The sequence below is a fragment of the Pseudomonas sp. HLS-6 TE3448 genome, from assembly GCF_053629555.1.
Genome location: NZ_JBRJIO010000001.1, coordinates 4,923,576 through 4,944,731, shown reverse-complemented (window position 1 = coordinate 4,944,731; position 21,156 = coordinate 4,923,576). Strand labels below are relative to the sequence as shown.

The window sequence follows — 21,156 nt, the reverse complement described above, 5'->3', positions numbered from 1 at the left end:
TGGTGGCTGCCGTTGTCGTTATACTCCCCGCCATTGCGTAAATCGACAGGTTGTATCCCCTTGGACATCATTGATAACGCGGCCGCCGAAGCAGCGGCCGAAGGCTTTTTCAGAATTGCCCTGGGCGTCGAGTACAAAGGCTCGCGCTATCACGGCTGGCAGCGTCAGCGAAGCGGCGTATTGAGCGTGCAGCAGACGCTTGAGGAAGCACTGTCGAAGGTGGCGGACTCACCGGTTTCCCTGGTCTGTGCAGGACGTACCGATGCCGGCGTACATGGTTGCGGCCAGGTTGTGCACTTCGACACTCAGGTCGTGCGCAGTAGCAAGGCCTGGGTCATGGGCGCCAACATCAACTTGCCCCATGACATCAGTGTTGCCTGGTCGCAGGAGATGCCGGCGCATTTTCATGCGCGCTTCAAGGCCACGGCCCGGCGCTATCGCTATGTGATCTACAACGATCAGATCCGTCCGGCCCACCTGGGGCAGGAAGTGACCTGGAACCATCGTCCGCTGGATGTTCAGCGTATGGCCGAGGCGGCTGCGTACCTGGTCGGGACGCATGACTTCAGCGCGTTTCGTGCGGGGCAGTGTCAAGCCAAGTCGCCGATCAAGGAAATCCATCATCTGCGCGTGACCCGTCACGGCAAGATGATTGTGCTGGATATTCGCGCCAGTGCCTTCCTGCACCATATGGTTCGGAATATTGCAGGCGTGCTGATGACCATTGGCGCGGGCGAACGCCCGGTGGCCTGGGCGCGAGACGTGCTGGAAAGTCGTGACCGCCGTAGTGCGGGCGTTACGGCCCATCCTTACGGGTTGTACCTGGTACAGGTCGAGTACCCCGAAGAGTTCGCCTTGCCTGAGCGTTTTATCGGTCCGCACTTCCTGACCGGCTTCGAAGCATTGGCGGCTGACGACCGGCAACTCATTTGCTAACATCCGGTGCTTTCCGGTTCAGCTGAGGTTTTACCGAGTATGTCAGCAGTTCGCAGCAAAATCTGCGGGATTACCCGTGTAGAAGATGCGCTGGCAGCGGCCGAGGCGGGCGCTGACGCCATTGGGCTGGTCTTTTACGCGAAGAGTCCGCGGGCGGTTGATGTGCATCAGGCGCGGGCGATCATTGCCGCGTTGCCGCCGTTTGTTACCACGGTGGGCTTGTTCGTCAACGCCAGCCGCTGTGAACTCAACGAAATTCTCGACGCCGTACCGCTGGACCTGTTGCAGTTTCATGGCGATGAAACGCCTGAGCAGTGCGAGGGATTCAATCGCCCCTGGATCAAGGCACTGCGGGTGCGCCCGGGGGACGACCTGGAAGCCAGTTGCCGCCGGTATCACAACGCCAGCGGGGTTCTGCTTGATACCTACGTGGCGGGCGTACCGGGTGGCACGGGTGAGTCTTTCGACTGGTCGCTGGTGCCGGCGAAATTGAGCAAGCCGGTGATCCTGGCCGGCGGCCTGACGGCAGACAACGTGGCATCGGCCATTGCCCAGGTTCGGCCTTATGCGGTGGATGTCAGTGGCGGGGTCGAGCAGGCCAAGGGGATCAAGGACCCGGCCCGTATCGAAGCGTTTTTACGTGCGGTGCGTCAGGCGTGATACGCGGATGTGACGGTTGGCGGCGGGCCATCGTCCATAGCTATCGCAGCCTGATGCTGCCTGGCTGTGCCGCAAGGCCGGTCGAAATTACCGGGTGGTGCCTGTGGCATCGCCTGTAAAGAGTGAATGGGGTGCGGGATCGACGCGAGACCTCGCGGGTCCGCGCCACCTTCTTATAAACACGAATTGGCTCAAGGGCATACGCGTGACCCGACAGTGCGCTGTCTGCGGTCGCCGCTACTGGAGAAAGAAAGCATGAGCAACTGGTTGGTAGACAAACTGATCCCTTCGATCATGCGTTCCGAGGTGAAGAAAAGTTCCGTGCCTGAAGGGCTGTGGCACAAGTGCCCATCCTGCGAAGCGGTACTTTATCGTCCGGAGCTGGAAAAGACCCTGGATGTCTGCCCGAAGTGTAATCACCACATGCGTATCGGTGCGCGGGCGCGCCTGGACATTTTCCTCGACGCCGAAGGCCGTGCCGAGCTGGGTGCCGACCTGGAGCCGGTGGACCGTCTGAAGTTCCGTGATGGCAAGAAGTACAAGGACCGCCTGAGCGGTGCGCAGAAGCAGACTGGCGAAAAAGACGCGCTGATCTCCATGAGCGGCACCCTGTTTGGCATGCCGATTGTGGTCAGTGCTTTCGAGTTCTCCTTCATGGGTGGCTCGATGGGTGCCATCGTCGGTGAGCGTTTTGTTCGTGCAGCCAACTATGCCCTGGAAAACCGTTGCCCAATGGTCTGCTTCTCGGCTTCCGGTGGTGCGCGCATGCAGGAAGCGCTGATCTCGCTGATGCAGATGGCCAAGACCTCGGCCGTGCTGGCGCGTCTGCGTGAAGAAGGCATTCCGTTCATTTCGGTGCTGACCGACCCGGTGTATGGCGGCGTCTCTGCCAGCCTGGCAATGCTGGGGGATGTGATCGTTGGTGAGCCCAAGGCGCTGATCGGCTTCGCCGGCCCGCGTGTCATCGAGCAAACCGTACGTGAGAAGCTGCCAGAAGGCTTCCAGCGCAGCGAGTTCCTCCTTGAGCACGGCGCCATCGACATGATCATTCCGCGTCAGGAGTTGCGTGCACGTCTGGGCACGCTGCTGGCCCAGATGATGGGGCTGCCGACGCCGAAGATCGTTGCTGCGGTTGCCGAGCCTGTGGTTGTTCCGCCGGCGCCTGCCACGGTATGACCTCGCGTACCCTTGGCGACTGGCTTGCCTACCTGGAGCAGTTGCATCCGTCGGCCATCGACATGGGCCTGGAGCGCTCGCAACAGGTTGCGGCGCGGCTCGGGTTGGGCAAGCCGGCGCCACGGGTAATCACCGTGACCGGCACCAACGGCAAGGGTTCGACCTGCGCCTTCGTGGCGGCACTGTTGCAGGCGCAGGGGCTCAAGGTGGGTGTCTACAGCTCGCCGCACCTGCTGCGTTACAACGAGCGCGTGCAGATCGACGGTGTCGAGGCCAGCGATGCGCAGTTGTGCGAGGCGTTCGTGGCGGTCGAGGCCGCCCGTGGCGACATTTCCCTGACCTACTTCGAGATGGGTACCCTGGCGGCGTTCTGGCTGTTCCGGCAGTCGGCGTTGGATGCCGTTGTGCTGGAAGTCGGGTTGGGCGGTCGGCTGGATGCTGTCAATCTGGTCGATGCCGACCTTGCTGTTGTCACCAGTATTGGTGTCGACCATGCTGACTGGCTGGGCGATACCCGCGAATCGGTCGCCTTTGAAAAGGCCGGGATCTTCCGCCAGGGCAAGCCGGCCTTGTGTGGTGATCTCAATCCGCCACAGCCCTTGCTCGACAAGGCGCGTGAGTTGGCCTGTCCGTTTTTCCTGCGTGGTCGTGACTTCGATCTGTCCAGTACTGACCAGTATTGGCATTGGCGCGGCGTTGATGCACGCGGCAATGTAGTCGAGTTGCAGGACTTGCCGTTGCTTGACCTGCCGATGGAAAACGCGGCGCTGGCCTTGCAGACATACCTGTTGCTGGATTTGCCCTGGAATGCCGGGCAGATTGTCACTGCCTTGAATGCGACCCGGATCGTGGGTCGCCTGGACCGTCGGCAGTTCACCTGGCAGGGCAAGCGTCTGAGTATTCTGCTGGACGTGGGGCACAACCCTCATGCAGCGCAATACCTGGCGCAGCGACTGGCAGCGCGAGCGCCTGAAGGCAGGCGCCTGGCGGTGTTTGGCCTGCTCAGTGACAAAGACCTGGCGGGCGTTATCGAACCGTTGTGCAAGCAGGTTCAGGGCTGGGCGGTGGCGCCGCTGCAGAGCGCCCGTAGCCGACCGGCTGTCGAGTTGCAGGTAGCGCTAGAGAATCTTGGTGCGAACGTGCAGTCTTATCCAAGTGTCGCAGCGGCCCTTGAAGGGCAGTGTGCGCACGCAACGGCAGATGATGAAATCCTGCTGTTCGGATCATTTTTCTGTGTCGGTGAAGCCCTTGAGTGGCTCGCTCGGCAGGCCAAGGAGGACGAGGTAGATGGCGTCGCTGGATAAGGTCGTCAAGCAACGTATGGTCGGCGCATTGGTGTTGGTTGCGCTGGCGGTGATCTTCCTGCCCATGTTGTTCTCGCGTGAGGATGAGTTGCGTCAGGTGCGGGTCGAGGCGCCGGAAGCGCCTGGCATGCCGAATTTGCCGCAGGTTCAGGTTGAGCCGGTGCAGGTGCCCGAGCCGCAGCCGTTGCCTGAGGAGCCGGTTGTGGTACAGCAAGTGCCTGCGTTATCGGCCCCGAGTACGCCGGTCGCACAGGTAGCAACGCCTGTTCCAGCGCCCGCTCCCGCGCCGGCCACCACGCCTGTGCCGGTGCCTGCGGCGGCCAAGCCGGTCGCGCCAGCGGCAGCGCCGGTGAGTAAGCCCGCGCCGACGACTGCTCCGGTTGCGGCTGTTGCAGCGGCCAAGCCGGTTGCGCCGAGCAAGGTCGATGTCAACGGCCTGCCGGTCAGCTGGTCGGTGCAGTTGGCCAGCCTGTCCAACCGTGCCAGTGCCGATACCTTGCAGAAAACCCTTCGTAGCCAGGGCTACAACGCCTATATTCGTTCCTCTGACGGCATGAATCGGGTGTTTGTCGGGCCGTTGATCGAACGTGCCGAGGCTGAGCGCTTGCGTGATCTGCTGGGGCGTCAGCACAAGCTCAAGGGCTTTGTCGTTCGTTTTCAGCCAGAACGCAGCTAAGCCTTGCCGTCCGGTCGTTACCGGACGGCAAATCACCGCTTACCGATAGCGCATCGCTCTGGTAAAATGCGCCGCCTTATCCGTTTGCAGGCAGCACCGTGGCATTTACCTGGGTCGACTGGGCGATCATCGCGATTATCGCCATTTCCTCGCTGATCAGTTTGAAGCGCGGCTTTGTCAAAGAAGCCTTGTCGCTGCTTACCTGGATCATCGCCGGGGCTGTGGCCTGGATGTTTGGCGGCGGTGTATCGCAATACCTGGAAAGCTATATCCAGACGCCGTCGGCCCGCGTCATCGCCGGCTGCGCCATTCTTTTCGTCGCCACCTTGCTGGTGGGGGCAATGATCAACTTTATTATCGGCGAGCTGATTCGTGTCACCGGGTTGTCCGGGACCGATCGTTTCCTCGGCATGGCCTTCGGCGCCGCGCGGGGTGGCTTGCTGGTTGTCGTGGCGGTCGGGCTGCTGAGCCTGGGGCCGGTACAACAGGATCCGTGGTGGCAGGAGTCCCGGCTTTTGCCACAATTTCTATTGGTCGCTGACTGGTCGAAAAACCTTATTCTGGGGTTTACCAGCCAGTGGCTCGCCAGCGGGATCAGCGCACCGGTTGATCTCCCGTTCAAGGAGCAGCTCCTGGGGCCCAAGACGCCTTGAGTGCTGTTCAGTCCAGTTTCATTAAGTAGGGGTTGCGTCGCATGTGTGGCATCGTCGGTATCGTCGGTAAGTCGAACGTCAATCAGGCGCTGTATGACGCGCTAACCGTCCTCCAGCACCGCGGCCAGGACGCTGCCGGTATTGTGACCAGCCATGATGGCCGGTTATTTCTGCGCAAGGACAATGGCCTGGTGCGTGATGTGTTCCAGCAGCGCCACATGCAGCGCCTGGTGGGGCATATGGGTATTGGTCATGTGCGCTACCCGACTGCGGGCAGCTCGACCTCGGCCGAGGCTCAGCCGTTCTATGTCAACTCGCCTTACGGCATTACGCTGGCGCACAACGGTAACCTGACCAACGTCGAACAGTTGGCCAAGGAAATCTACGAATCCGATCTGCGTCATGTCAACACCAGTTCCGATTCGGAAGTGCTGCTGAACGTCTTCGCCCATGAGTTGGCGGTGCGTGGCAAGTTGCAGCCGACTGAAGAAGACGTCTTCGCTGCCGTCACCGACGTTCACAATCGCTGCCGTGGTGGCTACGCCGTAGTGGCCATGATCACCGGTTACGGGATTGTCGGCTTCCGTGACCCGAACGCCATCCGTCCGATCGTCTTCGGTCAGCGTCATACCGACGAAGGCGTCGAGTACATGATCGCCTCCGAAAGCGTTTCGCTGGACGTACTGGGTTTCACCCTGATTCGTGACCTGGCGCCGGGCGAAGCGGTATACATCACCGAAGATGGCCAGTTGCACACCCGTCAGTGCGCGACCAATCCGAAATACTCGCCGTGCATTTTCGAGCACGTTTACCTGGCGCGTCCTGACTCGATCATCGACGGCGTTTCGGTCTACAAGGCTCGCCTGCGCATGGGTGAGAAGCTCGCCGAGAAGATCCAGCGCGAGCGCCCGAATCACGACATCGATGTGGTCATCCCGATTCCCGACACCAGCCGTACCGCTGCGCTGGAGCTGGCCAACCACCTGGGCGTCAAGTTCCGCGAAGGTTTCGTCAAGAACCGCTACATCGGTCGTACCTTCATCATGCCTGGCCAGGCCGCGCGCAAGAAGTCGGTTCGGCAGAAGCTCAACGCCATCGAGCTCGAGTTCCGTGGCAAGAACGTCATGCTGGTCGATGACTCGATCGTGCGCGGCACCACCTGCAAGCAGATCATTCAGATGGCCCGTGAAGCGGGTGCGAAGAATGTCTACTTCTGCTCGGCGGCGCCAGCGGTACGTTACCCTAACGTCTACGGCATCGACATGCCGAGCGCTCATGAGCTGATCGCACACAACCGCACCACTCAGGACGTCGCTGACCTGATCGGCGCCGACTGGCTGGTCTACCAGGACCTGTCGGACCTGATCGACGCAGTGGGCGGCGGCAAGATCAAGATCGAGAATTTCGACTGCGCGGTGTTCGATGGCCAGTACGTGACCGGCGATATCGACGAAGCCTACCTCGAGAAGATCGAGCAGGCGCGTAACGACGCCTCCAAGGTCAAGAATCAAGCGGTCAGTGCGATCATCGACCTCTACAACAACTGAGTGGGAGCAGCGGCATGACACAGGAATGGGATGCCGGGCGCCTCGACAGCGACCTTGAAGGGGTTGCGTTCGATACCCTGGCCGTACGTGCCGGTCAGCATCGCACGCCGGAAGGTGAACACAGCGATCCGCTGTTCTTCACCTCCAGCTATGTGTTCCGTACGGCGGCTGATGCCGCCGCGCGGTTCGCGGGTGATGTGCCGGGCAACGTCTATTCGCGCTACACCAACCCGACCGTTCGGGCTTTCGAGGAGCGCATCGCCGCCCTTGAAGGCGCCGAGCAGGCGGTTGCGACGTCGACGGGTATGTCGGCCATTCTCTCGACGGTGATGGCCCTGTGCAGCGCTGGCGATCATGTGCTGGTGTCGCAGAGTGTGTTCGGTTCGACCATCAGCCTGTTCGAGAAGTACTTCAAGCGCTTCGGTGTGCAGGTTGACTATGTGCCGTTGACGGATCTGGCTGCCTGGGAATCGGCGATCAAGGCCAATACCAAGCTGCTGTTCGTCGAGTCGCCGTCTAACCCGCTGGCCGAGTTGGTGGATATCGCCGCGTTGGCCAGTGTGGCCCATGCCAAGGGCGCGCAACTGGTGGTCGACAACTGCTTCAGCACGCCGGCCTTGCAGCAGCCGCTGAAGCTGGGCGCCGACATTGTCGTGCACTCGGCGACCAAGTTCATCGACGGCCAGGGTCGTTGCATGGGCGGTGTGGTTGCAGGTCGCGCCGAGCAGATGAAGGAAGTGGTGGGTTTTCTGCGTACGGCAGGCCCGTCGCTGAGCCCCTTCAATGCCTGGATCTTCCTCAAGGGCCTGGAAACCCTCAACCTGCGGATGCGTGCCCATTGTGCCAACGCACAGGCACTGGCCGAATGGCTGGAGCAGCAGGATGGCATCGAGAAGGTTCACTATGCCGGGCTCAAGAGCCATCCGCAGCATGAACTGGCCGAGCGTCAGATGAAGGGCTTCGGTGCGGTGGTGAGCTTTGAGGTCAAGGGCGGCAAGGAAGGAGCCTGGCGCTTCATCGATGCCACCCGCTTGATTTCGATCACCGCGAACCTGGGCGACAGCAAGACCACCATCACGCACCCGGGCACCACCTCGCACGGCCGTCTGTCGCCGCAGGAGCGTGAGGCGGCGGGTATCCGCGACAGTCTGATCCGTGTTGCGGTCGGCCTGGAAGATGTGGCTGACCTCAAGGCCGATCTGGCCCGCGGGTTGGCGGCGCTGTGATCGACTGGTCAACCCCCGAAAGCAGCCATAACGGTCGTGTCGCACTGGTCACCGGTGCGGCACGGGGGATTGGCCTTGGCATTGCTGCCTGGCTGATCTGTGAAGGCTGGCAGGTGGTGCTGACCGACCTTGACCGTGCGCGTGGCTCCATGGCCGCCAAAGTGCTGGGTGACAATGCCTGGTTCGTTGCCATGGATGTCGCCGATGAGGCCCAGGTCGCCGTCGGTGTGGCCGAGGTGCTGGGCCAGTTCGGCCGGCTTGATGCCCTGGTGTGCAATGCCGCCATTGCCGACCCTCACAACACGACCCTGGAAAGCCTCAGTCTTGCGCACTGGAACCGTGTGCTGGCGGTCAACCTGGGTGGGCCGATGCTGCTGGCCAAGCATTGTGCGCCTTACCTGCGTGCGCATTGTGGCGCTATCGTGAACCTGGCTTCGACCCGGGCGGCGCAGTCCGAGCCTGATACCGAAGCCTATGCCGCGAGCAAGGGCGGTTTGCTGGCCTTGACCCACGCCCTGGCGGTGAGCCTTGGCCCGGAGATCCGGGTCAATGCCGTCAGCCCGGGCTGGATCGATGCCCGTGACCCCTCCCAGCGCCGCGCCGAACCGCTGACTGAATCCGACCATGCTCAGCACCCGGCGGGCAGGGTAGGGACGGTAGAGGATGTGGCGGCTATGGTGGCCTGGCTGTTGTCGAAGAATTCCGGCTTTGTTACGGGGCAGGAGTTCGTGGTCGACGGTGGCATGACCAAGAAGATGATTTACCGGTAACAGGTTTTACGCTGGGCGCTTCATGAGGTACACGGCGGTTTCTGCTTTTGCGGGCAGCTTGTCGCCTAAGGGTGAAGCAACTTTTTTGCGGTTTTTTAAAAAAACTTCAACAGGGGTATTGACTTAGGTTCGATACCTGCGTAAATTTCGCCACCTCAGCGAAGCACACGGGTGATTAGCTCAGCCGGGAGAGCATCTGCCTTACAAGCAGAGGGTCGGCGGTTCGATCCCGTCATCACCCACCACTTCCTGAGATGTTCCTGACCCAGGCGCTTTTGAAAGAAGGCACCTAATTGAGAGGAACAGGACGCAAGTCCATATGCGCAGCGGTAGTTCAGTCGGTTAGAATACCGGCCTGTCACGCCGGGGGTCGCGGGTTCGAGTCCCGTCCGCTGCGCCACTTTTCTCCAGATCGGTTTAACAGCCGGTTTGAGGTCGGAAGGTACCGAAACCTTCAGGCCAGATCCCAGTTTCAAACGGACGAAAGTCTGTGCGATACGCAGCGGTAGTTCAGTCGGTTAGAATACCGGCCTGTCACGCCGGGGGTCGCGGGTTCGAGTCCCGTCCGCTGCGCCATATCCGCTTCGAGGCCCTTGAACTCCTCGAAGCAACAGAGAAAGCGACCTTAGGGTCGCTTTTTTTGTTTGGGTCACTGCTTCAATCTCGAAAGGGGCTTCCGGGCAATTTACCGCCCAATCTTGCCTCGACACTTCAGTGATGCGCCGATGTGTAGCACAATAGGCGCCGAACGTTCTCCCCAGGATTTGCAATGTCAAAGTCAACCGTCTTCGGTGCGCTCGGGCTGGCCCTAGTGCTGGCGGGTGTTTCCGGCTGCTCCTCGAAAAAAGCCGCCATTTACGAACACGAGAATTTCGACGATTCGGGCACCTTCTCGCGCAGCTTTCCGGTGAGCGAAGCCGGTTCGTGCGAAGCTGCGCGGCGTGCCTTGCTCAGTCAGGGCTACATCATCACTACCAGCAGTGCTGGTCAGGTCACGGGTAACAAGAGTTTCCAGCAGACTGGCGACACTCATATGCAGATCAGCTTCAACGTGGTCTGTGCGGCTGACAACAGCAGCGCCAAGCGCTCAACCATGTTCGCCAACGCCCTGCAAGACCGCTATGCGCTGAAAAAATCCAATACCTCGGCCAGTCTTGGTGTCGGTGTGCTGGGTTCGGTGTCGATGCCGATTGGCTCTACCGACGACTCGATGGTCAAGGTGGCCAGCGAGACCGTAACCTCGGCCAAGTTCTATGAGCGCTACTTCGCGCTGGTTGAGAGCTTCTTGCCCAAAGAACAGAAGAAGCCACAGAAGAAGGCGACTGAGCCAGAGAAGGCGCCAGAGCACGCACCAGAGCCGGCGCCTGCGGCTGCGCCAGCCGTTGAACTGGGTGTGCCGGAAAGCAACCCGGCGCCGGCCCCGACTCCGCCAGCTGCAGCCAGCGTGCCTGAACCTGCTCCCTTGGCGCCTGCACCCGCTGCGCCGCCCGCCGCGCCATCTGCCACGCCGGTAGTCGATGACGGTGCAGCTTCGAAGCCTGTTGCCCCTCCGGTTGAGGCCGCGCCAATCACGGTTCAGGAGGTGCCTGCCGCTCCGCTCGCGCCTGCACTCAGTGAGCCGACACCTGCGGTCAACCCTACGGTGAGTGCGGAGCAACCGGTTCAGTAGGCGGCGCGGATAAATCGTCCGGCGTCTGCTACGTTTATTTCAAACAGCGGTCTTGTCATTTTTTCGTCACTGCGCAACTTTAAGGTGAATGACGAATCAATGAGATGAATGAGAAAAACGGAGCAGACAATGGACGACTATCAAGAAGAGCTTCTCGACTACAACGCCTACGAACTCGATCTGCCAGAGCCTGCAGATGACGCTACAGAGCTCTAGGTGGTGCGCCGCTGACTGCGACGGAAGTCGCCAGGGGTAACCCCGCTCCAACGCTTGAATGCACGCTGGAAGGCCTCTGCCGAAGCAAATCCCAACAGGTAGGCGATCTCGCCAAAGGCCAGCTCCGTATCGCGGATGTAGGCCATCGCCAGGTCGCGCCGCGTGTCGTTCAGAATCGTTCGGAACTGCGTGCCTTCCTCAGCCAGTTTGCGTCGTAGCGTCCAGGTCGGAAGCTGCAGACGGTTGGCGATTTCTTCCAGGTCCGGCTCATGCCCACCGCTGAGCAGCGGCCCCAGCAGTTGCACGATGCGCTCGCTGAGGCTGCGAATGCGCGTGCGCTGTTCCAGTTCAAGTTCGCACAACTGCAACAGGTGCTGCCAGGTGCTGGGGCAGTGTGTGCTGTTGCGCAACTCCAACTGGTTACGGCTCAGGCGTAGCTGGTTGGTCTCGGCAGCAAAATGAACCGGCGTCAGGCACAACCCCTGATACTGCTCGGCATAAGCTGGGGCCTCGAATTCGATATCGATACGTTCGGCGTGTAGCGGCATGCCCGCCACGCTCGACAGTTGCGCCAGCCAGCCCGCCAGGAGTGAGTCGACCACGAAGCGGTTGTAGGCGTTGTATGGGCTGATCGAGTAGAAGCGCAGCCAGGCACCTTGCGGGTCTTCATGAAACGTCGACTGACCGCGGTAGTTGGCGGCATACAGGGGCTCAAAGCGCAGCAGGGTGCGGGCGGCTTCGCCTACGGTGGGCGCCTGGGCTGCGGTCACCCCGGCAAGGCCTGTCTGGCTCAGGCGGCTCAGGCGGCCCATATGCAGGCCCAGGGCCGGGTTGCCTGTGAGGGTGATGGCGGCATGGCCCAGGTGCATGTAGCGCGGTATCGACAGCCGGGCACCTGGCTCGGCCAGGCGCGCCGGCTCCAGGCCATAGTGCGCAAGCAGAGGCGCGGGGTCGTGGCCTAGGTAGCGGACGGTTTCCTCCAGGCTCTGTACGAACCCTACCGAAAGATCTCCCAGGCGTACCCGTGGACGAGGCATCGTCTTACAGCCAGAGGTTGAGCAGGCGCGCGCCAGGTTTGGCGCTGACACTAAAGTTTTGGCCGTTACGGCTGGCAAAACCCTCGCCGTCGGCGCTGACTTCCCAGAAGCGCCCCTGCAGGAACACGCTCATGCTCGCTTGTTCGCGGCCTTTGTTAGCAAGTATCAGGCGCTGCCAGGCTTCGCCCTCGCTCACTTCACCGGGTTTGAGTGGCAGTTGTGTCGCCAGCGGCTGATGGCGGTTGCCACGCCAGGGCGCGCGCCAGCCATGCTTGACGCCGATGAAGGCCGGGTTGGCGATCACCTGCACCGCCTGTTGCTCAAGCTGGCGGTAGTTGTCCGGGTACCAGCTGTCACTGCCCACCAGCACGCCCAGGCGTCCTGCTGGCGTCTCGAGTACTTGCAAGGGTTGTGCGCCGGCATGAATGAAGCGGCGTACGCCGTTGTCCGGGTGTTTTTGGCGTACTGGTTGGCCCAGTATTGAGCCGTCATTGGCGAACACCAGGCTGCTGTTGTACAGGGCACCTGAGCCCACCCGCAGAGTGCCGCCGTCTACATACGGCTCGGGCAGTACAATGGAACCTGCTACGAGGGTGATGTCGAACTCGCGTGCCAGGCCGCCGAACAGTTGCTGGTAGTCGCTCGCCATCTGGGCCGCCTTCATGCGCAAGTGTGCGTCAGCGCGGCGGTCATCCCCTGTGGCGCCAAGCATCGCCAGCCCATAGCGCAATGGGTTGCTCAGCTCCAGCCACTGCCGGGCCTGATCAAGGTGGGTGACCTTGTACATCTCGCTCTTTTCGCCAAGCGCCCAAAGCCAGGTGCCGATGTGTTCGGGCAGGATGACAACGGTTTTACGGCTGATCAGGCCCTGCTCACGTGCGTGCTGCAAGTAAGCCGCCAGCTTCAGGTGCAAGCGTTGCAGGCTTTGGTAGTCACCGGGGAACAGCTCAGGCTCGATACCGAGCAGGTTGCCCTGGTTCGCGGGGATGCCCTGGTTCAGTGTCAGCTCGACACGCAGGTCGGACAGGTAATGGCCGGCGGGACGTTGTTCTGTCCATAGCCCGTAGCCGCAAAGCATGGTGATGACAACCAGGGCGAGAGCCCCGAGCAGGAGTTTTTGCATGAGGCGGGCAAGGCCGACTGAGGATTTAAGCCGTTAGGGTAGTCGTGCTGCGCGGTTGGATCAATAAGTTGTCACTTTCGGTCATTGAGCGACGGGTAACAGCTCTTTAATGTCGACCTCAGATAACTGACGGGTTCCACCTTCGGGTGAGAGGCCTGCATTCCGTGATTAACGCTTGTTGTGGAGTACGTTATGGCCGCTGCCCAATACCCGCATCTGTTGGCTCCGCTGGACCTGGGGTTCACCACGTTGCGCAACCGCACCCTGATGGGCTCGATGCACACCGGCCTTGAAGAAAGACCGGGTGGTTTTGAGCGCATGGCGGCCTATTTTGCCGAGCGCGCCCGGGGTGGGGTGGGGCTGATGGTGACCGGCGGTATTGGCCCAAACGAAGAAGGGGGCGTGTATGCCGGTGCGGCCAAGCTGAGCACGCCGGAGGAAGCCCAGAAGCACCGTATCGTGACTCAGGCGGTGCATGAAGCCGGTGGCAAGATCTGCCTGCAGATCCTTCATGCCGGGCGTTATGCCTACAGCCCCAAGCAGGTCGCACCCAGTGCCATTCAGGCACCGATCAACCCGTTCAAGCCCAAGGAGCTGGACGAGGAGGGGATCGAGAAACAGATCCGGGACTTCGTAACCTGTGCGACGCTGGCACAGAGCGCCGACTACGATGGCGTCGAGATCATGGGCTCGGAAGGTTATTTCATTAACCAGTTCCTCGCCGCCCATACCAACCATCGTACTGACCGCTGGGGTGGCAGTTACGAGAACCGCATGCGCCTGGCGGTGGAGATCGTTCGTCGGGTGCGTGAGGCGGTTGGGCCGAACTTCATCATCATCTTCCGCCTGTCGATGCTCGACCTGATCGAGGGGGGCAGCGATTGGGACGAAATCGTGCAGTTGGCCAAAGCCATCGAGCAGGCCGGCGCCACGCTGATCAACACCGGTATCGGTTGGCACGAAGCGCGTATTCCGACCATTGCCACCAAGGTGCCGCGTGCCGCCTTCAGCAAGGTCACCGCCAAGTTGCGCGGTTCGGTGAAGATTCCGCTGATCACCACCAACCGTATCAATACCCCGGAAATCGCTGAGCAGATCCTCGCTGAGGGCGATGCCGACATGGTCTCCATGGCGCGTCCGTTCCTGGCGGACCCGGAGTTCGTCAACAAGGCCGCGGCCGGTCGTGCTGACGAAATCAACACCTGCATTGGCTGCAACCAGGCCTGCCTGGATCACACCTTTGGCGGCAAGCTGACCAGTTGCCTGGTCAACCCGCGTGCCTGCCATGAAACAGAGCTCAACTACCTGCCGACCCGCCTGTTGAAGAAAATTGCGGTGGTCGGTGCAGGTCCGGCGGGCCTGGCGGCTGCCACGGTGGCTGCAGAGCGGGGGCATCAGGTCACCCTGTTCGACTCGGCCAGTGAAATTGGCGGCCAGTTCAATGTGGCCAAGCGTGTGCCGGGCAAGGAAGAGTTCTATGAGACCCTGCGCTACTTCAAGCGCAAGCTGCAGACCACCGGTGTCGAGGTTTGCCTTGAGCAGCGCATGAGTGTCGAGCAACTGCTCAAGGGCGGCTACGATGAGGTCATTCTCGCTACCGGTATCGCACCGCGTCTGCCGGCTATTCCCGGTATCGGGCACCCTAAGGTGTTGAGCTATCTGGACGTCTTGCTGGCGCGCAAGCCGGTAGGCCAGCGCGTGGCGGTCATCGGTGCCGGTGGGATCGGCTTTGATGTGTCCGAGTACCTGGTTCACCAGGGGGTAGCGACCAGTCAGGACCGTGAGGCTTTCTGGAAAGAGTGGGGCATTGATACCACCTTGCAGGCCCGTGGTGGCGTTGCCGGGATACATCCGCAACCGCATGCGCCGGCCCGTCAGGTGTTTCTGTTGCAGCGCAAGAAATCCAAGGTGGGTGATGGTCTGGGCAAGACCACCGGCTGGATTCATCGCACGGGTTTGAAAAACAAGCAGGTGCAGATGCTCAACAGTGTCGAATACCTGAGCATCGACGATGAAGGGCTGCATATCCGTATTGGCGAGGGCGAGCCGCAGGTTCTGCCAGTCGATAACGTGGTTATCTGTGCCGGCCAGGATCCGCTGCGTGAGCTGTACGATGGCTTGCACGCCGCCGGTCAGTCGGTGCACCTGATCGGTGGTGCCGATGTTGCGGCCGAGCTGGATGCCAAGCGCGCAATCAATCAGGGCTCACGGCTGGCTGCCGAACTCTGATGCGGCAGGTACGGCGGGGTGCGCTAGACTGCGCTTCCCGCCCTGTACCGAGTTTGTTGTCGGAATGTTCGATTCACTTCCCTTGGCCCCACTCCAGCCGCTGTCACTGCCCTGGTTGAGCCGTGCCGGTGTTGAAGCGGCTGTGCTGCGCCTTGACCTCATCGACCCGCTGATCAGCGGCAACAAGTGGTTCAAACTGCTGGAGCACCTGCGTGAGGCCCGTGCGGCAGGGGCTCCTGGCGTCATCAGCCTCGGTGGCGCGCATTCCAATCACCTTCATGCACTCGCGGCGGCAGGCCTGCGCTTTGGTTTCGCTACTGTCGGGTTGCTGCGCGGTCATCCGCAGGACACACCGACGGTCCGTGACCTGCGCGCCTTCGGCATGGAGCTGCACTGGCTGGGTTATGGCGGCTATCGGGCGCGGCATGAACCGGGCTTCTGGGCGCCTTGGCACGCCCGCTATCCTGGCTGGCATTGTGTACCGGAAGGTGGCGGTGGTGCGTTGGGGGTCAAAGGGTGCGCGCAGATTGTAGAGCAGGCGCGATGTCAGCTTTCGGCACTGGGTTGGCCTGACTACGATGGCTGGTGGTTAGCGGTCGGGACCGGTACCACATTGGCCGGTCTGGTGGCGGCTGAAGCAGGCGCGCACTGGGTGCAGGGTGCTTTGGCGGTGCCCGGGGACCACGGTGTTGCCGCACAGGTCGATGGGCTGCTGGGGGCAGGCCGGGCAGGTTACGTGCTGCACGACGCCAGCCGCGCAGGTTTCGCCAAGGTCGATGCAGAGCTGATGGCGTTCATTGAGACGAGCGAAGTGCAGTCGGGCCTTCCCCTGGAGCCGCTGTACACGGGGAAAGCCCTGCTCGCCTTGCGCAAGCAGGTGGAGCAGGGCGCCTTCGCGCCCGGCACGCGGCTGATATTCCTGCACACCGGTGGCCTGCAAGGCCGTCGGGGGCTGGTTTAGTCGCCTTTTGGCAGCATGCGCCGCAGCGTGTTGTCGCGGCTGACATAGTGGTGATACAGCCCAGCCAGGGCGTGCAGGCCGATCAGCCAGTAGCCCAGCGAGGCAATCAGCTCATGCCAGCCCTTGATCTGCTTGCCCAGGTCTGGATCTGGCGCAATCAAGGCGGGCAGGTTGAAGCCATAAAAGGGGATCGGTTTGTCGCTGGCGCTGAGAATCAGCCAGCCGGCCACAGGCAAGCCGATCATTATCGCGTACAGCGCCCAATGCATCAGTGTGGCCAGGCCGCGCTGCCAGGCCGGTGGGTTAGGTTCGATACGGGGTGTCGGGCTGATGACGCGCAGCAACAGGCGCAGCCAGACCAGCACAAAGACACTCAGGCCGAGCATGAAGTGCAGGTCTTTCATCAGGGCGCGCTCGGCGCTGTCCTTGGGGAACATACCCCGTAGCTCGATACAGGCGTACACCGCTGCCAGCAGTATCAGCATCAGCCAGTGAAGGGCAATCGATAGACTGCCGTAGCGGTCCCGGGTGTTGGTTAGCGTCATATGAGCTCCTCGTTATCAGGTCGTATTTCGCGCTCTTGCTTGGCGCTGGGCATTAACTGTAATTGTTTGTTTCAGAGATCATAGGAGAAATAGCAGCAAAATTTCGTTAGTGACCAAACGAACACTCGTTAAAATCCGCCGTCTTTTCCCCTCTACTTTCTGCAAGGCTGTTGTCTCATGCTGATGGCGTCATTGATCTTCCTGCTGACCATCACCCTGGTGATCTGGCAACCCAAGGGCCTCGGTGTCGGCTGGAGCGCGACGTTCGGGGCGTTGTTGGCGCTGATCAGCGGTGTGGTGCACTGGAGCGATATTCCGGTGGTCTGGCAGATCATCTGGAACGCTACCGGTACCTTCATTGCGCTGATCATCATCAGCCTGCTCCTTGATGCAGCGGGGTTCTTCGCCTGGGCGGCCCTGCATGTGGCGCGTTGGGGGCGTGGCAGCGGGCGGCGGCTGTTCGCTTACATCGTGTTGCTGGGGGCGCTGGTGTCGGCACTGTTTGCCAACGACGGCGCAGCGCTGATCCTTACACCTATCGTCGTTGCCATGTTACTGGCCTTGCGTTTCTCGCCAGCGGCAACTCTGGCATTCGTCATGGCTGCGGGCTTCGTGGCCGACACCGCCAGCTTGCCATTGGTCGTGTCTAACCTGGTGAACATCGTTTCTGCGGATTTCTTCGGCATCGGCTTCAACCGTTATGCCGCCGTCATGTTGCCGGTGAACCTGGTCAGCGTGGCGGCCACCCTGGGTATCCTGATGTGGTTCTTTCGACGTGACATTCCGCGCGATTACGATCCGTTGCAACTGGATCGGCCACGCAATGCGATTCAAGACCCGGCCACCTTTGTGGCCGGCTGGCTGGTGTTGTTGATCTTGCTGCTGGGGTGTTTTGCCCTGGAGCCGCTCGGCATTCCCATCAGCGCGATCTCGGCGGTGTGTGCGGCTGTCTTGCTGCTGGTCGCCGCCCGCGGCCACACCATTTCCACACGCAAGGTCCTCAAGGAAGCCCCTTGGCATATCGTGATCTTCTCGCTGGGCATGTACCTGGTGGTGTATGGCTTGCGTAATGCCGGGTTGACCGGGCAACTGGCCACGTGGCTCGACACGTTCGCCCGCTCCGGTGTCTGGGGGGCGGCACTTGGCACCGGGCTGCTCAGCGCCGTCCTGTCGTCGATCATGAACAACTTGCCGACCGTACTGATTGGCGCCTTGTCCATCGACGCCAGCCAGGCCACTGGGGTCGTCAAGGAAGCGATGGTCTATGCCAACGTGATTGGCAGTGACCTGGGGCCGAAAATTACCCCGATCGGCAGCCTGGCGACCCTGCTCTGGCTGCATGTGCTGGAGCGTAAAGGGGTGCACATTGGCTGGGGGTACTACTTCAAGGTCGGCATCGTGCTCACCGTGCCGGTGCTGCTACTCACCCTGATGGCGCTGGCACTACGTTTGACGGTTGTCTAGACGGCGCCAAGGGTGTGTCTCAGCCGGGCAGATTCGGCCAGGTATCCGCCACCAGAAACACGCGCTCGGCTTCCTCCCAAGCGCCGGGCCCGGTTTCCACCAGCCTTACCATGAGTTGCGCAGGGGCCAGTGGATCGAGGGCGCTTAGCCAGGCCTGCAGGTGCTCAGCCGTCCAGGTCTGTTCAGTCGGGTAGCGCGCCGGTGCCAGCCAGGCATGGCGCGGCAGGTGTTGCCAGCGGCCGGTCGGGCTCTGCGCAAAGAAAGCCGGCCAGTCGCGTTGGTGCAGCCAGCGCCCCTTGAGGTGCTCGGGGTGGGCCCCGCGTGGCGATACGGCATGACCCGGCCACGGGTAGAGCAGGTAACCGCCCAGCCATAAGTGTGCGCTGAGCTGCGCGATGTCCAGCGCCGCCAAGGCCTCGCGGCTTTCGGCACGGGCCGAGATGGGAAGCTGGTGCTGGGCCAGATGGGCCAGTTTAAGATCAAGGCGGTCATGACAGCCGGGGCCAAGCCACTGCGCCGGATCGCTGCCGTCGCCTGCCTGTGGTCCCAGGTAGAGTTTGATCGCCAACTCCAGGTGATGTACCCCGTCGCGGTCACGCAGGAGGATATCCAGTTCGCCCAGCGTGTGCCCACCGTCACGGATCGGCAGATTGGCAGCCAGTAGTTCGATCCCGGGTGCGTGATGCAGGGCAAACTGCCAAAGGCGTTCGTAGTACAGGCCCAGTCGGCGGTTGGCGGCCTGTGCCAGCCAGAGCAGCAGCGCGCTGCTGTCCTGGTCCAGGCGCTGCAGCCATTGGCTCAGGTGCGTCGGTTGTTGTACCCAGTCACTGCCCTGCAGCGGATGGCGTTGAGGCCAAGGCGTGGCGCTGAGCATGGGCGGGGCCAGGATGACCCAGGCCAGATCACGCACTTGCGCTTGGCGCAGTTGGCGGGGCAGGTCGGTCAGGTCAGGAAATGGGTTCATTCTGCGAGCATAGCCCTGATGCCCGCTGCAGTGCGAAAAAACGCCAGCGTTTGCCGCTGCACAGCGCTTTCGCCCATAATCGGTGTCTTTCGCCCACTGGCCATTTCACCCGCCGCAGAGCCTTGCAGGAGCCCCATGGAGCAATTTCGCAATATCGGTATCATCGGTCGCCTTGGCAGTTCCCAGGTACTCGATACCATTCGCCGACTGAAAAAATTCCTGTTGGCGCGGCATCTGCACGTCATCCTTGAGGACACCATCGCCGAAGTGCTGCCAGGGCATGGCCTGCAAACTTCGTCGCGCAAGCTGCTTGGCGAAGTCTGCGACATGGTCATCGTGGTCGGTGGCGATGGCAGTCTGCTGGGTGCTGCCCGGGCCTTGGCCCGTCACAACATTCCGGTATTGGGGATCAACCGCGGCAGCCTGGGTTTTCTCACCGATATCCGGCCCGATGAGCTGGAGGTGAAGGTCGCTGAAGTGCTTGATGGCCATTACCTGGTGGAAAACCGCTTCCTGCTTCAGGCCGAAGTCCGTCGGCATGGCGAGGCCATTGGCCAGGGCGATGCGCTGAACGACGTGGTGCTGCATCCGGGTAAGTCGACACGCATGATCGAGTTCGAGATCTACATCGATGGCCAGTTTGTCTGCAGCCAGAAGGCCGACGGCCTGATCGTGGCCACCCCGACCGGCTCGACCGCCTATGCGCTGTCGGCGGGCGGGCCGATCATGCACCCCAAACTCGACGCTATCGTCATTGTGCCGATGTACCCGCACACGCTGTCCGGGCGACCGATCGTGGTCGACGGCAACAGCGAGCTGAAGATCGTCGTGTCCAAGGACCTGCAGATTTACCCGCAGGTTTCCTGTGACGGCCAGAACCACTTTACCTGCGCCCCGGGCGACACCATCACGGTGAACAAAAAGCCGCAAAAGCTGCGCTTGATTCACCCGCTGGACCACAATTACTACGAGGTGTGCAGAACCAAGCTCGGCTGGGGCAGCCGTTTGGGCGGTGGAGGCGACTGATGCTCGATCCCGCGCGCAGTTACGATCTGATCGGTGATGTACATGGGTGCGCCCAAACCCTTGAACACCTGCTGGAAACCCTTGGCTACAGACGCCTGGGAGGTGTCTGGCGGCATTCGCAGCGTCAGGCACTGTTTCTGGGCGACATCATTGACCGTGGGCCACGGATCCGCGAGGCGCTGCACCTTGTTCATGACATGGTCGAGGCCGGTCAGGCCCGTTGCATCATGGGCAACCACGAATTCAGCGCGCTGGGCTGGAGCACGCCGGCCTTGCCGGGCAGTGGCAAGACCTATGTGCGTGAACACACCCCACGTCATGCCCACCTGATTGACGCAACACTCACCCAGTTCGCCCAGCATCCTGGTGACTGGCACGATTTCCTCGGTTGGTTCTATGAGCTGCCGTTGTTCCTCGATGCCGGGCGTTTCCGCCTGGTTCACGCCTGTTGGGACGCCAACCTGATCGAGCCGCTGCGCCAGGAGCGTCCGAACGGTTGTATCGACGAGCGTTTTGTCCAGGCGTCGGCGGTGTCCGACAGCTTTGCTTCTGTCGTATGCAATCGCCTGTTGCGGGGTACCGACATGCGCTTGCCGGGCGGCTTGACCCTGACCGGTGGTGACGGCCTGACCCGAGCATTTTTCCGGACCAAGTTCTGGGAAGAAGACCCGCAGACCTACGGCGACATCGTTTTCCAACCCGACGCCTTGCCCGAGCAGGTTGCCAGCACGCCACTGACCCATACGCAGAAAAGTAACCTGCTGCGTTACGGTGAGGACGAGCCTATGCTGTTCGTCGGCCATTACTGGCGCAGCGGCAAACCCGCGCCGATTCGCCCCAACCTGGCTTGCCTGGACTACAGCGCCGTACTGTACGGCAAACTGGTGGCCTATCGGCTGGACAATGAAACCCGGCTCGATCCGCACAAGTTCGTCTGGGTCGATGTCGAGCGGCCGGAGGCCAATGCATGAGCG

19 protein-coding genes and 3 tRNA genes are annotated in these 21,156 nt (G+C 61.6%); 18 read left to right on the top strand and 4 right to left on the bottom strand.

Translation table 11 applies throughout. From position 1 onward, the window contains the following. Positions 1 to 54: 54 nt before the first annotated feature. From truA to AB7M23_RS22635, 13 genes are all read left to right on the top strand, one after another. The gene (truA, locus tag AB7M23_RS22695) at positions 55 to 936 is read left to right on the top strand and encodes a tRNA pseudouridine(38-40) synthase TruA (RefSeq protein WP_454242212.1); all 882 of its coding nucleotides are present in this window, start codon (positions 55 to 57) and stop codon (positions 934 to 936) included. Positions 937 to 975: 39 nt separating this feature from the next. After that, the gene (locus AB7M23_RS22690; protein WP_065758560.1) at positions 976 to 1,596 is read left to right on the top strand and encodes a phosphoribosylanthranilate isomerase; all 621 of its coding nucleotides are present in this window, start codon (positions 976 to 978) and stop codon (positions 1,594 to 1,596) included. Between the two features lie 255 nt (positions 1,597 to 1,851). Then, entirely contained in the window at positions 1,852 to 2,772 is a 921-nt protein-coding gene (gene accD / locus AB7M23_RS22685; RefSeq protein ID WP_065758561.1) for an acetyl-CoA carboxylase, carboxyltransferase subunit beta, read from the top strand. After that, positions 2,769 to 4,076, top strand: a complete 1,308-nt coding sequence (gene folC / locus AB7M23_RS22680) for a bifunctional tetrahydrofolate synthase/dihydrofolate synthase (RefSeq protein ID WP_454242090.1) — start codon at positions 2,769 to 2,771, stop codon at positions 4,074 to 4,076. Before accD ends, folC begins: the two co-directional genes overlap by 4 nt. Then, positions 4,060 to 4,752, top strand: a complete 693-nt coding sequence (locus AB7M23_RS22675; RefSeq protein ID WP_102053357.1) for an SPOR domain-containing protein — start codon at positions 4,060 to 4,062, stop codon at positions 4,750 to 4,752. Before folC ends, AB7M23_RS22675 begins: the two co-directional genes overlap by 17 nt. Before the next feature lie 98 nt (positions 4,753 to 4,850). After that, positions 4,851 to 5,405: a CvpA family protein gene (locus AB7M23_RS22670; RefSeq protein WP_102053356.1), complete on the top strand. Its 555-nt coding sequence runs from the start codon at positions 4,851 to 4,853 to the stop codon at positions 5,403 to 5,405. A 41-nt stretch (positions 5,406 to 5,446) separates the two neighbouring features. Beyond that, positions 5,447 to 6,952, top strand: coding sequence for an amidophosphoribosyltransferase (purF, locus tag AB7M23_RS22665; RefSeq protein ID WP_065758565.1), 1,506 nt, complete (start codon positions 5,447 to 5,449; stop codon positions 6,950 to 6,952). A 14-nt stretch (positions 6,953 to 6,966) separates the two neighbouring features. Beyond that, positions 6,967 to 8,178 (top strand): O-succinylhomoserine sulfhydrylase, encoded by a 1,212-nt coding sequence (locus tag AB7M23_RS22660; protein ID WP_065758566.1) that lies wholly within the window; start codon positions 6,967 to 6,969, stop codon positions 8,176 to 8,178. After that, on the top strand, positions 8,175 to 8,948 hold the full coding sequence (locus AB7M23_RS22655) for an SDR family oxidoreductase (protein WP_409278741.1): 774 nt from the start codon (positions 8,175 to 8,177) through the stop codon (positions 8,946 to 8,948). The genes AB7M23_RS22660 and AB7M23_RS22655 overlap by 4 nt, the downstream gene beginning before the upstream one ends. Before the next feature lie 169 nt (positions 8,949 to 9,117). Next, positions 9,118 to 9,193, top strand: a tRNA-Val gene (locus AB7M23_RS22650). Between the two features lie 78 nt (positions 9,194 to 9,271). Beyond that, positions 9,272 to 9,348, top strand: a tRNA-Asp gene (locus AB7M23_RS22645). A gap of 99 nt (positions 9,349 to 9,447) precedes the next feature. Beyond that, positions 9,448 to 9,524, top strand: a tRNA-Asp gene (locus tag AB7M23_RS22640). A gap of 193 nt (positions 9,525 to 9,717) precedes the next feature. Next, complete coding sequence (locus tag AB7M23_RS22635; protein ID WP_454242089.1) at positions 9,718 to 10,617, top strand: DUF2242 domain-containing protein; 900 nt, start codon at positions 9,718 to 9,720, stop codon at positions 10,615 to 10,617. Positions 10,618 to 10,829: 212 nt separating this feature from the next. On the opposite strand, the gene AB7M23_RS22630 is transcribed toward AB7M23_RS22635, so the two are convergent. After that, positions 10,830 to 11,870, bottom strand: a complete 1,041-nt coding sequence (locus tag AB7M23_RS22630) for an AraC family transcriptional regulator (RefSeq protein WP_454242088.1) — start codon at positions 11,868 to 11,870, stop codon at positions 10,830 to 10,832. 4 nt (positions 11,871 to 11,874) lie between these two features. Next, positions 11,875 to 12,993 carry a carbon-nitrogen hydrolase family protein gene (locus AB7M23_RS22625; protein ID WP_454242087.1) on the bottom strand — a complete coding sequence of 373 codons (1,119 nt, stop codon included), beginning with the start codon at positions 12,991 to 12,993 and terminating at the stop codon, positions 11,875 to 11,877. A 192-nt stretch (positions 12,994 to 13,185) separates the two neighbouring features. On the opposite strand from AB7M23_RS22625, the gene AB7M23_RS22620 reads away from it, so the two are divergent. Next, complete coding sequence (locus tag AB7M23_RS22620; RefSeq protein ID WP_454242086.1) at positions 13,186 to 15,222, top strand: oxidoreductase; 2,037 nt, start codon at positions 13,186 to 13,188, stop codon at positions 15,220 to 15,222. Positions 15,223 to 15,286: 64 nt separating this feature from the next. Continuing rightward, positions 15,287 to 16,183, top strand: a complete 897-nt coding sequence (locus tag AB7M23_RS22615; protein WP_454242085.1) for a 1-aminocyclopropane-1-carboxylate deaminase/D-cysteine desulfhydrase — start codon at positions 15,287 to 15,289, stop codon at positions 16,181 to 16,183. Here AB7M23_RS22615 and AB7M23_RS22610 read toward each other — a convergent pair. After that, positions 16,180 to 16,728 (bottom strand): cytochrome b, encoded by a 549-nt coding sequence (locus AB7M23_RS22610; protein WP_454242084.1) that lies wholly within the window; start codon positions 16,726 to 16,728, stop codon positions 16,180 to 16,182. The two genes, AB7M23_RS22615 and AB7M23_RS22610, sit on opposite strands and share 4 nt — an antisense overlap. A 177-nt stretch (positions 16,729 to 16,905) precedes the next feature. Here AB7M23_RS22610 and AB7M23_RS22605 point away from each other — a divergent pair, with 177 nt between their 5' ends. Next, the gene (locus AB7M23_RS22605; protein ID WP_454242083.1) at positions 16,906 to 18,192 is read left to right on the top strand and encodes an arsenic transporter; all 1,287 of its coding nucleotides are present in this window, start codon (positions 16,906 to 16,908) and stop codon (positions 18,190 to 18,192) included. Between the two features lie 19 nt (positions 18,193 to 18,211). Here the strand turns inward: AB7M23_RS22605 and AB7M23_RS22600 are convergent, their stop codons facing one another. Then, positions 18,212 to 19,156 carry a DUF1853 family protein gene (locus tag AB7M23_RS22600; protein WP_454242082.1) on the bottom strand — a complete coding sequence of 315 codons (945 nt, stop codon included), beginning with the start codon at positions 19,154 to 19,156 and terminating at the stop codon, positions 18,212 to 18,214. 135 nt (positions 19,157 to 19,291) lie between these two features. Here AB7M23_RS22600 and AB7M23_RS22595 point away from each other — a divergent pair, with 135 nt between their 5' ends. Together AB7M23_RS22595 and AB7M23_RS22590 are read left to right on the top strand one after the other, a co-directional pair. Next, on the top strand, positions 19,292 to 20,182 hold the full coding sequence (locus AB7M23_RS22595; RefSeq protein WP_102053349.1) for an NAD(+) kinase: 891 nt from the start codon (positions 19,292 to 19,294) through the stop codon (positions 20,180 to 20,182). After that, on the top strand, positions 20,182 to 21,153 hold the full coding sequence (locus AB7M23_RS22590; RefSeq protein WP_065758577.1) for a metallophosphoesterase: 972 nt from the start codon (positions 20,182 to 20,184) through the stop codon (positions 21,151 to 21,153). The genes AB7M23_RS22595 and AB7M23_RS22590 overlap by 1 nt, the downstream gene beginning before the upstream one ends. Positions 21,154 to 21,156: the final 3 nt, after the last annotated feature.

Excerpts from the sequence above, each read along its gene's own strand:
- AB7M23_RS22690 (WP_065758560.1), top strand. The coding sequence starts at position 976 with ATGTCAGCAGTTCGCAGCAAAATCTGCGGGATTACCCGTGTAGAAGAT.
- accD (WP_065758561.1), top strand. The coding sequence starts at position 1,852 with ATGAGCAACTGGTTGGTAGACAAACTGATCCCTTCGATCATGCGTTCC.
- folC (WP_454242090.1), top strand. The coding sequence starts at position 2,769 with ATGACCTCGCGTACCCTTGGCGACTGGCTTGCCTACCTGGAGCAGTTG.
- AB7M23_RS22675 (WP_102053357.1), top strand. The coding sequence starts at position 4,060 with ATGGCGTCGCTGGATAAGGTCGTCAAGCAACGTATGGTCGGCGCATTG.
- purF (WP_065758565.1), top strand. The coding sequence starts at position 5,447 with ATGTGTGGCATCGTCGGTATCGTCGGTAAGTCGAACGTCAATCAGGCG.
- AB7M23_RS22660 (WP_065758566.1), top strand. The coding sequence starts at position 6,967 with ATGACACAGGAATGGGATGCCGGGCGCCTCGACAGCGACCTTGAAGGG.
- AB7M23_RS22635 (WP_454242089.1), top strand. The coding sequence starts at position 9,718 with ATGTCAAAGTCAACCGTCTTCGGTGCGCTCGGGCTGGCCCTAGTGCTG.
- AB7M23_RS22630 (WP_454242088.1), bottom strand. The coding sequence starts at position 11,870 with ATGCCTCGTCCACGGGTACGCCTGGGAGATCTTTCGGTAGGGTTCGTA.
- AB7M23_RS22625 (WP_454242087.1), bottom strand. The coding sequence starts at position 12,993 with ATGCAAAAACTCCTGCTCGGGGCTCTCGCCCTGGTTGTCATCACCATG.
- AB7M23_RS22620 (WP_454242086.1), top strand. The coding sequence starts at position 13,186 with ATGGCCGCTGCCCAATACCCGCATCTGTTGGCTCCGCTGGACCTGGGG.
- AB7M23_RS22615 (WP_454242085.1), top strand. The coding sequence starts at position 15,287 with ATGTTCGATTCACTTCCCTTGGCCCCACTCCAGCCGCTGTCACTGCCC.
- AB7M23_RS22610 (WP_454242084.1), bottom strand. The coding sequence starts at position 16,728 with ATGACGCTAACCAACACCCGGGACCGCTACGGCAGTCTATCGATTGCC.
- AB7M23_RS22605 (WP_454242083.1), top strand. The coding sequence starts at position 16,906 with ATGCTGATGGCGTCATTGATCTTCCTGCTGACCATCACCCTGGTGATC.
- AB7M23_RS22600 (WP_454242082.1), bottom strand. The coding sequence starts at position 19,156 with ATGAACCCATTTCCTGACCTGACCGACCTGCCCCGCCAACTGCGCCAA.
- AB7M23_RS22595 (WP_102053349.1), top strand. The coding sequence starts at position 19,292 with ATGGAGCAATTTCGCAATATCGGTATCATCGGTCGCCTTGGCAGTTCC.
- AB7M23_RS22590 (WP_065758577.1), top strand. The coding sequence starts at position 20,182 with ATGCTCGATCCCGCGCGCAGTTACGATCTGATCGGTGATGTACATGGG.